This window comes from Legionella sp. W05-934-2, assembly GCF_964199965.1.
GTDB lineage: Bacteria > Pseudomonadota > Gammaproteobacteria > Legionellales > Legionellaceae > JAFIFT01.
The window spans coordinates 198465-216656 of the sequence record NZ_CAXMZT010000001.1; the positions used below are offsets into that span (position 1 = coordinate 198465).

The following is an 18192-nucleotide window of genomic DNA, read 5'->3' on the forward strand; positions in this document are numbered from 1 at the left end:
AATTTAATAAAATATTAAGGTTTTATGTGTAATCTATGCAAAATTCAGTTGATTTAACGTTTAATCAAAGCGTTTGTAGTGACAATTGAATCGAATTATCCTATTGTATTATATATAGAACGATTAATTTTTAGAGCCCATGAAACTTTTATTTGATTTTTTTCCCATTATCTTATTTTTCTTAACCTACAAGCTATATGGAATTTATGCCGCAACGGGTATCGCCGTTATCGCGTCATTTATACAAGTGGCTTTGTTTCGAATTAAATATAATCGCTTTGATACCATGCAATTGGTTAGCCTTGCTATCATTGCCTTGCTTGGCGGAGCAACGCTATATTTACAAAATCCTTGGTTCATCAAATGGAAGCCAACCGGCATTTATTGGTTAGCTTCTATCGTCTTTTTCTTCTCATCATTATTTAATACCACACCTTTAATAAAAAAAATGATGGGCAGTAATATTAAACTTAAAGATGGGATATGGCTGCGATTGAATTATGCATGGGGTGTATTCTTCTTGCTGATGGGGGCACTTAACCTCTATATAGCATTTTATTACAGTACTGATACATGGGTGAACTTTAAATTATTTGGCGGACTTGGTTTAACGTTACTATTTGTTTTCATACAAGCATTATGGTTAACGCGTCATCTTGATGATCGATCATTTCGCCCAACATCAAGCCGCGATTCAACTCGTCCCTAAGGAGACATAATGCGTTTATTATTAATCGAAGATGATGAACAGTTAGGCGATGCCGTTAAAGCTGGATTAACGCAGTTTGGTTTTATCGTTGATTGGTTAAAAGATGGTGAGACCGCTAAAAATGCTGTTAAAATAGAATCATTTGAGGCCATTATTCTCGATTTAGGATTACCCAGACTATCTGGACTTGCTTTCCTTCAAACGATACGGAATGAAAACATTAAAACTCCCGTGATTATTTTAACTGCACGGGACTCTGTCGAAGATAGAGTAAAAGGGTTAGATAGTGGGGCTGACGATTATCTCACAAAGCCGTTTGATTTAGATGAGTTATCGGCTCGAGTTCGAGCGCTAATAAGACGTTCAACCGGCAGAGCCGAGTCACAGTTGCATTACCGTAATGTGGTGCTCGATCCGGCTGCGCATGCTGTTTATGTGGAAGGTGAGGCAGTTAACTTTCCCCGTAGAGAATTCGCCCTATTACAAAAATTACTAGAAAACGAAGGCACCGTATTATCACGAGAGCAATTGATGCAAAGCCTTTATGGTTGGGACGAAGACGTTGACAGTAACACCTTAGAAGTTCATATCCACAACTTAAGAAAAAAACTAGACGCCAACTATATTCGAACAATCCGAGGAGTTGGCTATATGGTTGAAAAACAAGCGGCTGATTAATTGTGAAGTCTTCTATTCGCAAATTTTTGCTGATAAACCTCTTACTAGCAATTACGATTACTACAACACTGACAGCTATTGGAAACTATTATTTAGATCAAAAAGATATTCAAGAGCACTTGGATACGTTAATGGCAATATCAGCACTTTCTTATCAAGCATTACTTGGTGATGATATTCGTAATCGTCCCCTAGGCGAAATTCAGCGTTCACTCGAAAAAATTCCCTATCAAGTCGAGCATTTTTATAAAACGCGTTATTTCAATCCTGATCCGCCACAGCATCTAATAAACCGTTTCTATTTCCAAGTATGGACGAATGGCGATAATTTATTATTACATTCTTCCTCAGCACCTAAACTACCTCTCGTTTCCGATAAAGACGGTTTCAGTGATAAAACGATGGATGATCAGCAATGGCGGGTGTTTACTACCTATAATGATAAGGCTGGTATTCGCACAGTCCTTGCAGAACGCTATGACACGCGCAATGAATTAGGGCATCGAATCGCTCAAGATGATTTATATATCATGCTACTTACCTTCCCCTTATCAGGATTATTAATATGGATAATCATTGGCCGAGGGCTAGACAGCCTTGATAGGGTTGCTGAAGAAGTCGCGGATCGCGCGCCATCACACCTTGAGCCAGTCGATTTAAAAGAGGTACCAGAAGAAATCAAACCTGTCATTGACGAACTGAATAAATTATTCTTTCGTCTAAAGGAAGGATTTGAAAGGGAAAAGCGATTTGCCGCTGATGCAGCACATGAATTAAAAACACCCTTAGCTGCATTAAAAGCACAAGCGCAAGTCGCTTTAAAATCCAATGATATTAAAGAAAAAAATAACGCCTTAAAGAAATTAATTATCAGCGTAGACAGAAGCACCCATATTGTCCAACAATTGCTAACCATGAGTCGTTTGGTTCCTGAAGCAGTCAAACCTCAAGATTTAGAATATGTTAATTTGGCGAATATTGTTCGTGAAACAGTTGCTTTATTAGTGCCACACGCCGTTGAACAAGGTGTTGAGATTGAAGTTAATGCTGATAAAAAAATTCCTAATATCTACGCTCTATCAACCGCTATTAGCATTCTAATCCGTAATCTAGTTGACAATGCCATTCGCTATTCACACGAAAAAGGAAATGTGATTGTTTCTGTGTTAAAAGATGAAGAGGATGATAATATTATTATCCGTGTTGAAGATAACGGACCGGGGATACCGGATGAATTAAAAGAACGGGTTTTTGAACGGTTTTATCGTGTGCTTGGTAACAAAAAAACAGGCAGTGGATTGGGCCTAGCCATCGTTCGTCAAATAGTTCAACTGCATGGTGGAGAAGTAAAACTCACTAAACCAGAAGGTCATTCTGGTTTAATTGTCAGTGCTTATCTTCCAATTAATTATTTCAAAGATTTTATCGCCACGCCACCGAAAGTTAAGGAATAATCATGATAAAAAAGGGAATTTTATGTTTGCTGTTTATCATATGCCAATGTGGATTTACACAACAACTTAATGTCGCTGTCGCAGTGGATATGCCCCCTTTCGTTTATCAAACTGCCAATAATCATTTTTATGGATTTGATATATCGATGATTTCTTATATTTGCAATAAAATTAATCGCCCATGCCAATTCAAACCCATGCCGTTTAAAGACATTATTGATAGTGTCTCAAAAGGTGAGACAGATGTTGGCGTAAGTTCACTCACGATCAATGCTGAACGAGCTCAAAAAGTAATTTTTTCTGATCCCTATTTGCCCGGGTATTGCCAATTTATGGTCAGTCGAGATTTTAACCAACCCTATTCATTAGATACATTGCAAAACAATAAGATTGGTTACCTCGAAGGATCTTTATTTACACAAGTCCTATCGTCTTTGGGCGTTACGAATTCGATTGTAAGCTTTGCTGATGAGCGTAGCCTCATTGAGGCTTTAAATAATCAACAAATTCAAATTGTCCTTGTCGATGAGCCTACTGTCGATTATTGGTTGGTTAATGGCGGACAAAAATTTAAAACGCTAGGCCAACCTTTCGAATATGGCTTAGGAATTGCTATTGCAGTACGACCTAATCAACCGAACTTGGTACAACAAATTAATCAAGCGTTGTCGGATTATTTAAAGTCAAGTGAGTATCGAGAACATCTGCAACATTTTATTCATAATGATTTATCGATAAGTGATTGAGTCTAAAAAAAAAGCCAGGCTAAAGCCTGGCTTATCTTCCATCAGGTATTTCCTATGACACTCCGTGGCCAAAAGTAGGACTCCGAGGATTATTCCATTAAAGGAGAGCAGTTCCTCTAACTCTCATATTAAACCTTAGTAGCCAGCCCATAAAATGTCAACATGTAATCCAATGTGGTTGTATATAACGCTATTATTACCCCTTATGTGTCGTGATATTCCCTTTCGTTCTATTGCCAATTTGATGATGAGTATGCTATTTTCGTTTCACCAATACTCAATTTACTTGATTATGACTGATTTAACAAAAAAAGAAAAAATTGCAGTGATTGACTGGCTGATTGAACATTTCCCGAATGCATTTTTTAAAAAATCATCGGAAGTTAAACCGCTTCAAATAGGTATTTTCGAAGAAATATTAGACTTTTATGAGCGATTAGATACCGCCCCTTTTAGTAAAAAAATTCTCAAAGAGTCATTGAATTTTTATAGCAGTTCGCCTGCTTATTTGAAATGCCAACAGCCTGGTGTTGCAAGAGTTGATCTATTCGGCAACGAATTAGATGAAGTGACTGTTGAACAAGCTAAATATGCTTATCAACGTTACCAAGAACGCTTTGGGAAGAATAAAGAATCCAACGATGATAAAACGAGTGTTTGATACCTACGTTTATTCTTGGACACATTTTCGGCATGCCAATAAATAATTGACATTTGGTTGGTCATTTAACCAAGATTGACGTGTAAATGGGTTATATTTCAACCCTTTGATGTCAATCACCTCAAAACCATGCTCTCGGCAAATTCTTGAAAGTTCGGATGGCTTGATGAATTTATTAAAATCATGAGTTTGCCGTGGTAGAACATTTAAAAGATACTCCGCAGCTAAAATGACCTGTGCATAAGCAATAGCAGTTCGATTGATGGTTGATAAAAGCAACCAGCCCTGATTTTTTAGAAGTCGATAGCAGTGCTTTATAACAATGTCAGGTGAATCAACATGTTCAAGCATTTCCATACAAGTGATAACATCAAATTGTGACTCTGACAAATCTTCAATGGGCGTATTCAGGTAGCGAATAGTCAATTTAGCTTGGTTGGCATGATCAATTGCTGTTTCTATAGCAGAGCTTACGATATCAATGCCGGTTACTGATTTCGCATGTTCAGCCATTGCTTCACATAAAACCCCACCACCACAGCCAACATCTAGGACATTGCAATCCGCAAGATCACTATGTTCTTGGACAAAGTTTAATCGAGTTGGATTGATATCATGAAGTGTTTTTAGTGGTCCATTTTTATCCCACCAATGAGATTGATGGGCATCAAATTTTGACTTTTCATTTTGATTAACTGTACTAACAGGAGTCATCATAGCAATTTAAGTTACGAACAGAAAGAAATTGGTTAATCATAGCAAACGCATCTTTAGATAGCTATGATAAACCCATAATTTCAATTCATTCAACCGGTATTTTATGATTTCGCTTGAAACCCTTTATTAATTCAGCTAGTGTTACTAAACTCTCAATTCGGATGATGCATTATGATAATTAAGGATTTAAAGCATGAGGTTGAACAACATGTTTCAATCATCACCGATCAATTAATTAAAATGTGTCATATTAATTCAGGGAGTGAAAATCTGGATGGACTAAAGCAAATGTCCAAAGAGTTAACCACCCTTTTTCAACCGATTGCAGATGAGATTCAAATCATCAAATCCGAGCCCGTCGAACAGATGGATATGCATGGTAACCTCTTAAAGATATCCTGTGGAGACACACTCTATATTCGAAAAAGACCGGATTGCCCTCGCCGTATCCTATTAACGGGGCACATGGACACCGTATTTTCAAAAGACTCAACTTTTCAGGAAGTAAAACCCATAGATGATAATCGATGGAATGGCCCTGGCGTTGCAGATATGAAAGGCGGATTGCTGGTAATTTTACATGCGCTATCCCAATTTGAAAAATTTGAGAGCGCCGACTCTATCGGTTGGGATGTCATGATCAACGCCGACGAGGAAATAGGTTCAATTGCTTCTAGTCGTTTTATGGATGAAATTGCCAGGCATTATCAAGCAAGTTTGATTTATGAACCGGCTATGAATGATCGCGGTAGTTTAGCTAAAAATCGAAAAGGCAGTGGTAAATTAACGATTGTAGCAAAAGGTAGAACAGCCCATGCTGGTCGTGATTTTTATAATGGTAGAAATGCCATCGTTCATCTTGCTGAAATATTAGCCGATATTCACCAACTTAACTTTCCTGCAAACGGCGTTACCATAAACATTGGCAAAATATTAGGTGGTGATGCGCTAAATCAAGTGCCTGATAAGGCTGTCGCGAAACTTGACATTCGCATTGCCCAACAAGACGATGAAGCTTGGGTTCGTCAAAAAATTGATGACATTATTCAAAAACATGCTAAAGAAGACTATCAAGTAACGGTTCATGGCCAATTTGCACGACCTGTTAAACGTGTTAATCACGCCACTGAAAACTTATTTAACCGCATTGTGGCAATTGGAAAGCAAATCGGTGTTTCCATCGATTGGATGGATAGTGGTGGGTGTTGTGATGGTAACAATATTGCTAGCCATGGCGTACCAGTTATCGATACCCTCGGTGTGCGAGGAGGCGCTATTCATAGTCCGAATGAATATATTTTACTCGATAGCTTTATCGAGAGAATAACATTGTCCACACTCCTTTTAGATGATTTAGCACGTGGAAGTTTGGAGGATATTCAATCATGATGTTATATCGACGTATCAAATTATCGGACTCGGCAGCCATGGAGAAGATTGCGATTGCCAGCGGATATGGCATGACCACATTACCCCATGATCCTGTATTGCTTGGTAAACGAGTCAAATGGGCTGTTGAGTCTTTTGATAAAACGGTGGAAAAGCCTGTCAGTGAATACTATCTTTTTGTTCTAGAAGACACGGACACGGGTGAAGTGGTTGGAACTTCTGCCATCGAATCAGCTATTGGCTTTGATTTGCCCTTTTACTCCTATCATATCTCTCAACGAACGCGTATTAGCCATGCTTTAAACATCCGTACTGACTATAAAGTATTAAGTCTTGTGAATGATTTACAAGATAGCAGCGAAATATGCACGTTGTTTTTGCATCCAGACTACCGGAAAAATGCTAACGGTCTTTTATTATCGCGCGCACGGTTCTTATTTATGGCACAATTCCCGAACCGTTTTGCCGATAGAGTCATTGCTGAAATGAGAGGTGTATCGTCGCCCGATGGAAACTCCCCTTTTTGGGATCATGTCATTGGCGGATTTTTTAAAATCCCCTTTAAAGAAGCGGACAAGCTGACATTAACATCCAACAAACAATATATTACTGATCTGATGCCCCGCTCTCCATTATATGTCCAATTATTACATCCCGAAGCACAGGCAGTTATAGGGCAACCACACCCTTCTACGGCCCCAGCAATGAAAATATTATTTAAGGAAGGTTTCCGATTTAATAACTATATTGATATATTTGATGGTGGACCTGCAATAGAAGCGATGCGAACCGATATAAAAACTTTAAGCTCTTCCCGCGAATTAACAATTAAGAGTATAAAAGATGATGTGGTATCGCCACCGTATTTATTATCAAATACGAATATCGATTTTCGTGCTGTTTTAACATCGGTCATGTTTGATCAACGCGAAAACGCTTGTATTATCAGTAAAGAAACAGCTGAAATTCTACAACTACAAATTGGTGATTCGATTCGTCTAGCACCTTTGCACCGCCAATCACCAACTGTTACAAAGGAAGGAACTTATGGCTCTAAATAACATTGACTTACATCAATCTTGTCATCTCATTGATAATGAATGGGTGAAAGGGCAAGGCACCAGCTTTCAATCGTATAATCCATCCACAGGCAAAGTGCTTTGGGTTGGCAGCAATGCAACCCCAGATGAAGTGGAAAATGCTTTCAAAGCAGCTAAAACTGCCCTTCCGCTATGGTCTAGGGAATCACTAAGCGTAAGACAAGCAATTGTTGAAAAATTTGCGGATGTTGTGGAAAAATATTCTCAGTCGTTAGCTGAGTTGATCTCTTTGGAAAATGGTAAACCCTTATGGGAGGCCAAAACAGAAGTAACTTCTGTGATAGGAAAAATCAAATTATCCATACAAGCCTATGAGGAACGTTGCGCTCAAAGGACAAATCACCTGGGCGATGATAGTTTATCCTGCTTACGTTATAAACCTTATGGCGTAGTTGCTGTTTTAGGGGCGTATAACTTTCCAGCCCATTTGAGCAACGGCCATATCATTCCTGCCTTATTAGCTGGCAATACCGTTATCTTAAAGCCCTCTGAGCTCACTCCTGCGGTGTCTCAATTAATCATGAATTGCTGGCTTGAAGCAGGCATCCCGTCTGGTGTGATGAATTGTATTCAAGGTGATGGTCAAACAGGCCAACTATTATTATCACAGCCATTATCGGGTGTTTATTTTACAGGTAGTTACTCAACTGGAAAAAAAATTCATCAAACGTTTGCCGATAACCCAAGCATAATTTTAGCCTTAGAAATGGGAGGTAATAACCCTCTTATTATTGGTGACGTAGCGGATATGAACGCTGCCGTCTATCAAACATTATTATCGTGTTTTATTACTTCTGGGCAACGATGTACGTGTGCCAGACGCGTGTATATACCGAATGGTGACTTCGGGGATAAATTTATTAAAGCATTGATTCAAGCAACTGAAGCAATTACCGTTGGTGATGGCATGTCCGAAAAGCAACCTTTTATGGGGCCTGTCATTTCTAAACACCATGCCCAGGTGAGCTTAAAAGGACAGGAGCATCTTCAATCAATTGGCGGAAAATCCCTTCTAACCATGTCGTTACTGAAAGAAAACAGTGGCTTGCTATCGCCAGGCATTATTGATATGTCAAAAGCGCAACGCCATTATGATGAGGAAATATTCGCACCCCTTGCGCAAATATACCGATACGATACCTTTGATGAAGCAATCAATGCGGCTAATAACACAAAATATGGTTTATCCGCTGGTCTATTAAGCGATTCTAAGGCACAATTTGACTACTTTTTTGACAATATCAAAGCCGGTATCATCAATTGGAATAAACCAACAACAGGGGCCGCTGGAAATCTTCCCTTTGGTGGCATTGGCTGCAGTGGAAATCATCGTCCAAGTGGCTATTTTGCGGTCGACTATTGTGCTTATCCTATTGCGTCTACGCAGGCTAGCCACCTGACATTGCCTAACGATCTTATGCCAGGAATAAGGATATCACAATGATAGAATTAAACATGGATGGCCTTGTGGGACCAACGCATCACTATGCAGGGTTATCCAGTGGTAATATTGCATCCATGGATAATGCACTATCAGAAGCTAATCCCAAAGCCGCAGCACTACAAGGCATTGCAAAAATGCGCCTTCTGCATGAAAGGGGCATCCCGCAAGCATTCTTACCGCCTCACGCCCGCCCTTACCTACCGCTTCTAAAACAACTGGGTTTTGAAGGCTCCACTGAATCGATGATTCATCAAGCGTATCGATTCGCTCCTCAATTGTTAAGTGCCGCCTTTTCGGCATCCAATATGTGGACTGCTAATGCAGCAACGGTAACCAGTTATCAAGATAGCCAAGATAAACGTACACACTTTACCGCAGCAAATCTTAATGCCAATATACACCGTCATATTGAAGCAACGTTCAGCGCACAATTATTACAAATGGCTTTCTCAAACTTGGACCATTTTGCCCATCACCCGGTCCTCCCTGCAACAGCTGTCATGGGAGATGAAGGTGCAGCAAACCATACGCGTCTGGGTTTTCATAATCAACCGGGTGTCAATCTTTTTGTATTTGGGCAACAAGGACTACAAAACAATCTCTATTCAAGACCAAAACGTTATTGGGCAAGACAAACCCTAGAAGCATCGCGTCAAATCGCCTATACCCATGGCTTAAGGGAGGATAATTCGGTGTTTGCTTGCCAAAACCCCGATGTGATTGATCAAGGTGTTTTTCATAATGATGTGATTTCTGTTGGCAATGAAAATATCCTATTGATTCACGAATTGGCCTATGTTAATCAAAAGCAGATTTTGGCTGAATTGAAATCTAAAATTCACTTTGATTTAAACATTTTTGAGGTAAAAAATAGCGAACTCCCTATTGCTGACGCAGTGAGTACCTATCTATTTAATTCGCAAATCATCTCATTACCAAACCATCAGGGCATGTTATTGGTTGCGCCAAGCGAATGCGAGCAAAATGATCATGTTCGTGAGTTAGTTCAAAGCTGGATAGGCGATAGCGATTGCCCACTGACTCAAGTTGTCTTTCTTGATCTAAAACAAAGCATGCGTAATGGAGGTGGCCCTGCTTGTCTAAGATTAAGGGTACCCTTATCCGAAGCTGGTCTTAAAGCCATAAATCCTGGGTTCCTGATTAATGAGCACAAATTAATGGAATTGGAATCATGGGTTAAAAAACACTATCGAGACAAGCTTCACTTAAACGATCTATGTGACCCCCAATTAATCAATGAAGTGAATACAGCTTTAAGCGAATTATCCGCTATCATGAATATTCCACATTTATACCCTTTCCAACAATGATTCCTAGTTTCATAAATCGCATTATTTACCGCAGTCGGCACTATCTTGTTAAACAAAACTGGCGTTATCGTTGGCTTGCCCAACCCGATGGCACAATTCATAGCCGTTTAAATCGCAGAGCAATTCATAAACCGGCATTAGAATATATGATGCCCATGCTTCAATTATGCCAGAAGGATTCAGGCCAATATTTAATGCTGGGTTTGGGTGGAGGAGCATTGCTTCATGCATTAGAAAATAAATTTGATGACATTCACATTGATGTGATTGAGATAAATCCTGAAATCATTAACATTGCGAAACAGTTTTTTTATGTGGATACCCTACATTCATCAACCATCATTGAAAATGATGCGAACACTTATGTTTCTCAATGTGATAAAACATACGACGCAATATTGATAGATCTGTACCAAGATAATGAATACCCCAATCATTGTGCAACATCTACTTTTTTTCAGAATTGCCAAAGGTTAATGACCCCACAAGGCGTTGTAATCATCAACTGCGCTAACATGGCACAATACCCGCAATTGCTTAACCAATTGCGATTGGTGTTCAATAACAATGTGCTCACCATCCGCATTCAGCATCCCCGCAATGTTATTTTAGCTTGTTCCAATCAATCTATTCAGCTATTAATCAACCAACTGCCCTTAAAAAAATTAGGCTGGCATGCAGATACGGGTGTGGTAGGCAATATGGGTAACGCCTAATGGTTGACGAGATAAATGCAATCACACTTAAAACGCCTGTTTAAGTGATAAGCTTGCAAGATTAGGTACTATATTAATAGCCCATAAAAGACTCGCTTCATTTCCTGCATATCAAACTTATTTAAATATAAGGATAATGACATCCAAGCACTTAACGCGGCTAAATCCTCAAACTGGGGCGGTAAATACATGGGTGGCGCGAGAAGCTGTTCAGTTTTTAGCTCTTGCAGCAAGGGCAAATCCTGAAGACCTATTTTTCCCATAAAGAGTAGCGGGATGGTATCAATTTTCTTTTGGCTAATACAAAGACGGATGAAATTATAAATTAATACAAATCCCTTTGTATAGGATAAGTCCTTGGTAAAGGGTCCTAGCTCTGGCAAGGAGCCTCGGAAAACGCGGACAGTATGGTTATAGCTATCTTCTTCATTCAAACCCACTTCAATAAAATAGCGATAAATATCAAGAAAATTAGCCCCAGCTAGCACTTTTTCAAGCGCAATAACGCGATTAGTGATCTTACGCAATCGACCGGGATAGGATGAAAAAGTAATGACTTCTGTTAAAACAGCAAGGCCTTCTTGTATAACACTGGAGGAAGGAGCCCCTTTGGATAGAAACGTACAATAAGGCTGTTCAGCACCATTAAGCGTTGTACCGACATGCACCCATCCTTCATGCACCTCAAGATAACGTATATCGCGGTCACTAAATCGGCTATGACTATTTAATTTAATTGTCTCCGCACCAGCGGCAGCATCAGCGACCATGCTATCATTCACCTCAACTGTCACACGCTCTGGGTGATGAGTGAAATACTGGCTTAATCGCGCTTGTAATAATTTCTGAGCCTCTTTGGCAGTATGTCTTTTTTCATCTGCCGTCGATTGAAGTTGGCAATCTAATGAGGTCAACACATCAAATAACGACGCACCTAATCCACTTAATTTAGGCCCACCAACGTAAAAGACATCATCTGGACTACCATATAACGCCATTGAAATACGGCTAAAATCGGGTGTTCCACGAGAGTCGAGCAAAGCAAGTGCTTGAATATATTCTTCGCATTGACGCTTGATTAATTGCGTTGCCGCTGAGTATTCCCCTAAAGAATGCCGTGCATCCCGTATGATCAAATTAAATTCTAAACGTTTTTCTGAGACATCAAAGGGCAATGGTCTTTGAGAATAATAATCTTTATCAACTTTAGGCAAGTTTTTGCATTTTTCTTTAAAAAACTGCGTCTTGACGGTGTCATCCCATTTAATCGTATCCAAAATACGAATTTTCTGTTGTGCCTTTACAATTCTCTTAGATAATGCTTGGACAATTTTTTGCTCTTGGGTTGAAACCATAGTGAGATCCCTTATCGATATGAGTCAAACACCTATGAGACATCTAGACATCCGTATCAATCGTATGTCCTTATTTAATCATATAGCATAATTTTGCGAACCGATAGAGCATAAATTCCATACCACGCCATTTTATTGTTAGTTTATATCTCATCTCATACTTTAGTAATCTTCGGGTATAGCCATTAAGCTCGCATTTCCGCCCGCAGCGGTTGTATCTACCGTATAGGTCCTCTCATGACAGAATCGGTATAAATACAGCGGGCCTCCCGCTTTGAATCCTGTGCCTGATTTGCCTTCACCGCCAAATGGCTGCAATCCAACGACTGCCCCAATCATATTGCGATTGACATAACAGTTACCCACATGAACACGCTTTCGCACATAGTCTGCAAATTGATTGATGCGCGTATGGATTCCCATCGTTAATCCATAACCGGTCTGATTGATGTCATGAATGACAGAGTCGACATTCTTTTTTTGATATCGAATAACATGAAGGATTGGGCCAAAAAATTCTTGGCTAAGTTCGTTGATAGAATCAAGCTTGATAAGGGTAGGTGGCATAAAATAACCATGTTCGCATTCTTCCGATACTGGCGTTTGGTATACGACCCTTCCCTTTTCTTTCATCTGACCCACATGTCTTAACAAAGTATCCAATGCTTCTTTATCGATAACAGGACCAGCATCCACATCCAAGAACCTCGGATCACCAATAGTGATCTCAGCCATAGCACCTTGAATCATAGTCATTAATTTTTCATATATCTCTTCTTGAATATATAAGACACGCAATGCTGAACAACGTTGACCAGCACTGCCAAATGCTGATAATAAGACATCTTTTGTCACTTGTTCTAGCAAGGCGGATGAATCAACAATCATGGCATTTTGGCCACCTGTCTCCGCAATAAGTGGGACGATTTCGTCTGAACGTTTCGCCAGTGTTTGATTTATTTTCGATGCGGTTTGGGTTGATCCAGTAAATACAACGCCCTTTATGCGGGTATCGTTCACTAATTGTGCACCAACAGTTTCACCCTTACCCGGTAATAGTTGTAAGACATCAGTTGGAATACCAGCCTGGTGCATCAGTTTTGTTGCCAGACTAGCAATAAGGGACGTTTGTTCAGAGGGCTTAGCGATGACACAATTACCAGTCACCAACGCTGCCACTACCTGACCCGTAAAAATAGCTAAGGGGAAATTCCATGGGCTTATGCAAACAAAAACACCACGGCCATGGAAAGAAAGCTCATCAAGCTCCCCTGTATAGCCAGGTAATACCATGGGTTTACCAAACAGTTTTCTTGCTTGTTGCGCATAATAATAGCAAAAATCAATCGCTTCTCGGATTTCTGCAATGTTATCCCGCCAAGTTTTTGCGGCTTCAAATGTGTTTATTGCCATCAAATCATATCGATGGTTTTCGAATAATTCCGCTATTTTATCAAGAACGGCGGCCCTATGTTCAACGGATTCATTTGACCAGGAAGCATGTGCATTTTTAGCTCGTTCAAGGGCAGTCTCTATATCGTCTGTGCTTGATTCAGTCACTTTGCCAATGACCGTGCTATTGTCAAACGGGGCATAAACAGAAAAAGTCTCAGAACTATTAGTTGGGCCGGCAATCAGAGGTTTCGATTCCCATTGACATAATGTCATGTCATTATAATAGCGTTGTAAGTTAGCTATTTTTTCACGATCGGTGAAATCGAATCCCTGGGAATTTTTTCGTTCAGGTAAAAAAACCTCTTCTGGCAACACCATAAATGGTTTATTTTGCTCAATCAGATTTTTTGATATAGCCAATGGGTCTTGTGCCAACTTCTCAATTGGCGATTTTTGATCAACAATTCGATTAACAAAGGAGGAATTTGCACCATTTTCTAATAAACGCCTGACTAAATAAGGCAGTAAATCTTCATGCGAACCAACTGGCGCATAGATTCGACAAGGTATTCCTAGCTTATTTTTCGGGGTAATTTGGTCATATAACTCAACGCCCATTCCATGCAAGCATTGAAATTCATAATCAGTGTAATCACCAACTAACGTTAACACCGTAGCAACGGTATAGGCGTTATGGGTTGCAAATTGGGGGTATATATAATCTGTATAGGTTAGTAGCTTTTTTGCACAAGCATGAAAAGAGACATCGGTAAATATTTTTCTGGTAAATACGGGGTAACCGGATTGCCCATCCATTTGAGCGCGCTTTATTTCAGTATCCCAATAAGCACCTTTGATTAAACGCAACATAACACGCCGACCATGCTTCTTAGCAAGTTCAGCGATATAATCAATAACATAAAAGGCTCTTTTTTGGTAGGACTGGACAGCTAATCCTAATCCATGCCAACCGGCGAGACTTTCATCTTCATAGACTTTTGTAAAAATATCCAATGACAACATTAATCTATCTGATTCTTCTGCATCCACTGTTAAACCGATTTGATATTGTTTGGCTAGTTGCGCTAGTCTCAATAATCGTGGAGGGATTTCATCAAGAACTCGTTTCCTTTGATTTTCTTCATAACGAGGATGAATTGCTGAGAGCTTAACAGAAATACCCGGGTTTTCTCTTAGTGATTTTGACGGGTCTGCGACTTTCCCAATGCTGATGATAGCCTCTTCATAGGCTTTCATATAGCGTTGCGCATCCCTTTCTGTTAAAGCCGCCTCACCAAGCATATCATAGGAATAGGAGTATCCTTTAGACTCATTCGTTTGAGCTCGTTTCGTCGCTTCTTCAATAGTCCGCCCCATGACAAATTGACGACTCATGATGCGCATTGCTCGCTCAACCGCTTTTCTTACAACCCCTTCCCCACTCTTTTTAATCAGTTTTATTAATACTTGTGACAACTTTGATTCTGCTTTTTCTGGACTCAACACCTTACCAGTTAGCATCAACGCCCAAGTTGTCGCGTTAACAAACGTTGAATGGCTTTGGCCACGGTGGGATTGCCAATTGGCAGACCCTAACTTGTCCTTTATCAGACTATCAATGGTGATCGTATCGGGAACACGCAACAAGGCTTCAGCTAAACACATTAAGGCAATGCCTTCGTCACTTGACAGCGCATATTCTGTTAAAAATGAATCAATACCACTGCTTTTTAATCGCAGTTTTTGCACCTGCTTAATCAACGACATAGCAGTATTTTGAATTTGTTGGGTTTGATCAGTCGTTAGTTGACCATATTCAATCAAATGAGAGACATAGGGATATTCTGGCGCCCGATAAGCGTCATTGATAGAACTTGCAGTTCCTTGTATTGGGCCTAGTTTAGAACGGTCAAGCATTTTCACCTCCAAAGGAGAAAAAAGGGGGTATGTTTTCCAAAGAATCAAAATCGTTAAAAATAACTTATCCTTATCATTCAATTACAACTCACAATGCTAGCTTGCAAATACATGCATAGCTCGATTGAATGTCAAAAGATAGCAGGCTAACAAACAAGTAGCGTGGGATTTCTTTGTTAACAGGATTAATAAATGCTGTAATTTATCATATCCTCCATAAACTGAAAATACCTGACCTATTATTATACATATAATTTACTGTTTATACTGATTTTTTAGGTTTTAATGCTTGCAGCATCTCATCGTGTAAATCAACTAAACCAGTAGACTTTGATTGCTCCATCATGGTATATATGAGCCCAGATGGTTTTACATCTCCCTAGAATGGAGATATAATGCCACCAGTTTGGTTAGTAATTGAGTATATATGGAGTTATTAATAATATGGTAAAATTTAAAAAATTAATAAAAAATCTACCGTTAATGGCAGCTGTTGTTTTAGCTAATCCAGGATATGCTGAAAACTCAGTCGATATCAAAGAGGAGATACAACGTTTATCCGTTGTTGCGCCTAATATCAAGAAAAAGGCATTGGAAACCGCCTTAACTGCTTACAAGCATGCCATTGAAGAAGGCAGTGTCAAAAAACACATTTTAACCGTTATCGACTATTCGTTGCCTTCATCTGCTAAAAGGATGTGGGTATTTGATTTAAATAGTCACAAAATGCTTTATAACACTTTTGTCGCCCATGGTAAAAATTCAGGCATGACCATGGCAAAACATTTTTCCAATAAAAATCATAGCTTGGAAAGTAGTATTGGAACATTTATAACGAAAGACAGTTATATCGGTTCTAAAGGCTACTCACTCAATTTAGAAGGCTTAGAAAAAGGGTTTAATGATAATGCCTTTCTTCGACGCGTGGTCGTTCATGGTGCTTGGTATGTGAATCAGAATTTCATTAAAAGCTCTGGCCGTGCAGGCCGAAGTTGGGGGTGCCCTGCTGTTGCAACCGCGCTGGCTCGCCCAATTATCAATGCAATCAAGGGCGGCTCCGTTGTCTTTGCTTATTATCCTGACAAAAAATATCTTTCCAATTCAGACTACGTAGTGGCTTAAGGGACTTAGAGACAGTCGATTGTCTGCCATTAGGAACGCATGGATGCGACCCTAGTAAAATTCTGGGTATATTCTTGACTGGCAATCAATCTTATCTTCAATACGGCTTTACGATAACTCTTGTGCCATTACGCATAAAATTATGATAGAGCCATTTTGCATCAGGAATTGGAACACGAATGCAACCATGACTGGCATTATATCCTGGCACATTGTAATGACCATGAACGGCATAGAGTTTTTTAAAAAACATACAATAGGGCATTCGCGATCGATATCTACTTGAATAGCAATCGGCCCCACGTATCCCTATCACCCGAAACGATCCAACCGGTGTTCGACAACTACGGCCTATATCACGACAATAATGTGAACCACCTGACGCCCTTCCCCGTTTAACAACATTTCCATTTGAATTGATTGCTGTATAACTTAATGTTCTCGGATTAAAGATAAATGTATTCGATGCTACAGTAAATGATTCCAAGGCTATACTAGGTTTTGGTAGCATAACTAATATTAAAAGCATCGGAATTGTTAGTAAGGAGGTTGGTATTTTAATCGAATTATTCGCTTCCATGAGTGATTCCAGTTTTTATATGTTTTATAAATATAGCACATTATTTATTCTTAATGTGCAATAACTGGTCTATCTGGGCTTTGTATGAGGTTCCGAATAAGCGGAATCCCTTGGCTACAAGGAATTAATATCAATAGGTTTAAATCATGTATTGTCAAATGAGAGTAGGAATTTAACAAGGTACATCCCTTCACCTTGTGTTATATACCCGTCATCATTCATCGCTTTTTGAATGACCACGGGTATACATGGATTATAACATACGCTTAAGAACGTTATCCTTATCGATGAAGTGGTGTTTAATAGCCCCTGCCACATGCATAACAAGTAATACAATAATTAACCAAGCAACCCATGAATGAACTTCAAACATAAATTCAGCTAACTGTTTATTTTGATCAATCCCTGGAAATGGAAAAGCAAACAAACCAAAAAACATGGGGGATTTGTTTGCTGCCGTTGACATGATCCAACCAGCAATTGGCATAATAAAGAGAAGGACATAAAATCCATGTTGCACACTACGAGAAAGTAGTCGTTGCCAGCTTGGTACTGACGCAGGTAGTTTGGGTTTTCCAGTATGAATTAACCAAAGCAATCGAATAAGCATCAAAAAGATGACAGTAATTCCAAACGATTTATGTAACGTATAAGATATTGGTTTCATCGAATCCGGTAAATCGCCAAGAATAAAGCCCACAGCTAATAGCGTGATGACAATCACAGCAATCAGCCAATGGAAAAAACGAGACCCCTTTGAATATTTCTCTAACGAGTTATTATTTAACGGCATAAATCACTCCTTTGTTTTATATAACAATCCGTATAATAACAACTTTTAGGACAAAGGGAAGCAGGATTTCATAGTCGGCACAAAA

16 protein-coding genes are annotated in these 18192 nt (G+C 39.4%); 11 read left to right on the plus strand and 5 right to left on the minus strand.

Features of this window, described 5'->3' with window-relative positions; all coding sequences use genetic code 11:
* The first annotated feature begins 139 nt into the window (after positions 1 to 139).
* The 5 genes from AB3348_RS00930 (at position 140) to AB3348_RS00950 (ending at position 4248) form a co-directional block, all read left to right on the plus strand.
* Entirely contained in the window at positions 140 to 709 is a 570-nt protein-coding gene (locus AB3348_RS00930) for a septation protein A (RefSeq protein ID WP_367605663.1), read from the plus strand.
* A gap of 9 nt (positions 710 to 718) precedes the next feature.
* Positions 719 to 1387, plus strand: coding sequence for a response regulator (locus AB3348_RS00935; RefSeq protein WP_367605664.1), 669 nt, complete (start codon positions 719 to 721; stop codon positions 1385 to 1387).
* Between the two features lie 2 nt (positions 1388 to 1389).
* Positions 1390 to 2841, plus strand: coding sequence for an ATP-binding protein (locus tag AB3348_RS00940; RefSeq protein WP_367605665.1), 1452 nt, complete (start codon positions 1390 to 1392; stop codon positions 2839 to 2841).
* A 2-nt stretch (positions 2842 to 2843) separates the two neighbouring features.
* Positions 2844 to 3587 carry a transporter substrate-binding domain-containing protein gene (locus AB3348_RS00945; RefSeq protein ID WP_367605666.1) on the plus strand — a complete coding sequence of 248 codons (744 nt, stop codon included), beginning with the start codon at positions 2844 to 2846 and terminating at the stop codon, positions 3585 to 3587.
* Positions 3588 to 3879: 292 nt separating this feature from the next.
* Positions 3880 to 4248 carry a ProQ/FINO family protein gene (locus AB3348_RS00950; RefSeq protein WP_367605667.1) on the plus strand — a complete coding sequence of 123 codons (369 nt, stop codon included), beginning with the start codon at positions 3880 to 3882 and terminating at the stop codon, positions 4246 to 4248.
* 9 nt (positions 4249 to 4257) lie between these two features.
* On the opposite strand, the gene ubiG is transcribed toward AB3348_RS00950, so the two are convergent.
* Entirely contained in the window at positions 4258 to 4965 is a 708-nt protein-coding gene (ubiG, locus tag AB3348_RS00955) for a bifunctional 2-polyprenyl-6-hydroxyphenol methylase/3-demethylubiquinol 3-O-methyltransferase UbiG (protein WP_367605668.1), read from the minus strand.
* 171 nt (positions 4966 to 5136) lie between these two features.
* Here ubiG and AB3348_RS00960 point away from each other — a divergent pair, with 171 nt between their 5' ends.
* From AB3348_RS00960 to AB3348_RS00980, 5 genes are read left to right on the plus strand one after another with little or no spacing between them, the layout of a single operon-like run.
* On the plus strand, positions 5137 to 6354 hold the full coding sequence (locus AB3348_RS00960; RefSeq protein ID WP_367605669.1) for a hydrolase: 1218 nt from the start codon (positions 5137 to 5139) through the stop codon (positions 6352 to 6354).
* Positions 6351 to 7415: an arginine N-succinyltransferase gene (locus tag AB3348_RS00965; RefSeq protein ID WP_367605670.1), complete on the plus strand. Its 1065-nt coding sequence runs from the start codon at positions 6351 to 6353 to the stop codon at positions 7413 to 7415. The genes AB3348_RS00960 and AB3348_RS00965 overlap by 4 nt, the downstream gene beginning before the upstream one ends.
* A complete protein-coding gene (gene astD / locus AB3348_RS00970) occupies positions 7402 to 8898 on the plus strand; it encodes a succinylglutamate-semialdehyde dehydrogenase (RefSeq protein WP_367605671.1) in 1497 nt (498 codons plus the stop codon). Before AB3348_RS00965 ends, astD begins: the two co-directional genes overlap by 14 nt.
* The gene (gene astB / locus AB3348_RS00975) at positions 8889 to 10229 is read left to right on the plus strand and encodes an N-succinylarginine dihydrolase (protein ID WP_367605868.1); all 1341 of its coding nucleotides are present in this window, start codon (positions 8889 to 8891) and stop codon (positions 10227 to 10229) included. Before astD ends, astB begins: the two co-directional genes overlap by 10 nt.
* Positions 10226 to 10945 (plus strand): spermidine synthase, encoded by a 720-nt coding sequence (locus tag AB3348_RS00980; RefSeq protein ID WP_367605672.1) that lies wholly within the window; start codon positions 10226 to 10228, stop codon positions 10943 to 10945. Before astB ends, AB3348_RS00980 begins: the two co-directional genes overlap by 4 nt.
* A 68-nt stretch (positions 10946 to 11013) precedes the next feature.
* On the opposite strand, the gene AB3348_RS00985 is transcribed toward AB3348_RS00980, so the two are convergent.
* Both AB3348_RS00985 and putA read right to left on the minus strand, forming a co-directional pair.
* Positions 11014 to 12300: a flavohemoglobin expression-modulating QEGLA motif protein gene (locus tag AB3348_RS00985; protein ID WP_367605673.1), complete on the minus strand. Its 1287-nt coding sequence runs from the start codon at positions 12298 to 12300 to the stop codon at positions 11014 to 11016.
* Positions 12301 to 12462: 162 nt separating this feature from the next.
* Positions 12463 to 15612: a bifunctional proline dehydrogenase/L-glutamate gamma-semialdehyde dehydrogenase PutA gene (gene putA, locus AB3348_RS00990; RefSeq protein ID WP_367605674.1), complete on the minus strand. Its 3150-nt coding sequence runs from the start codon at positions 15610 to 15612 to the stop codon at positions 12463 to 12465.
* Between the two features lie 444 nt (positions 15613 to 16056).
* Between putA and AB3348_RS00995 the strand changes: the two genes are divergently transcribed.
* Positions 16057 to 16734, plus strand: a complete 678-nt coding sequence (locus AB3348_RS00995; RefSeq protein WP_367605675.1) for a murein L,D-transpeptidase catalytic domain family protein — start codon at positions 16057 to 16059, stop codon at positions 16732 to 16734.
* A gap of 97 nt (positions 16735 to 16831) precedes the next feature.
* Here the strand turns inward: AB3348_RS00995 and AB3348_RS01000 are convergent, their stop codons facing one another.
* Both AB3348_RS01000 and AB3348_RS01005 read right to left on the minus strand, forming a co-directional pair.
* A complete protein-coding gene (locus AB3348_RS01000) occupies positions 16832 to 17245 on the minus strand; it encodes a L,D-transpeptidase (protein WP_367605869.1) in 414 nt (137 codons plus the stop codon).
* A gap of 322 nt (positions 17246 to 17567) precedes the next feature.
* On the minus strand, positions 17568 to 18107 hold the full coding sequence (locus AB3348_RS01005; RefSeq protein WP_367605676.1) for a cytochrome b: 540 nt from the start codon (positions 18105 to 18107) through the stop codon (positions 17568 to 17570).
* Positions 18108 to 18192 lie beyond the last annotated feature (85 nt).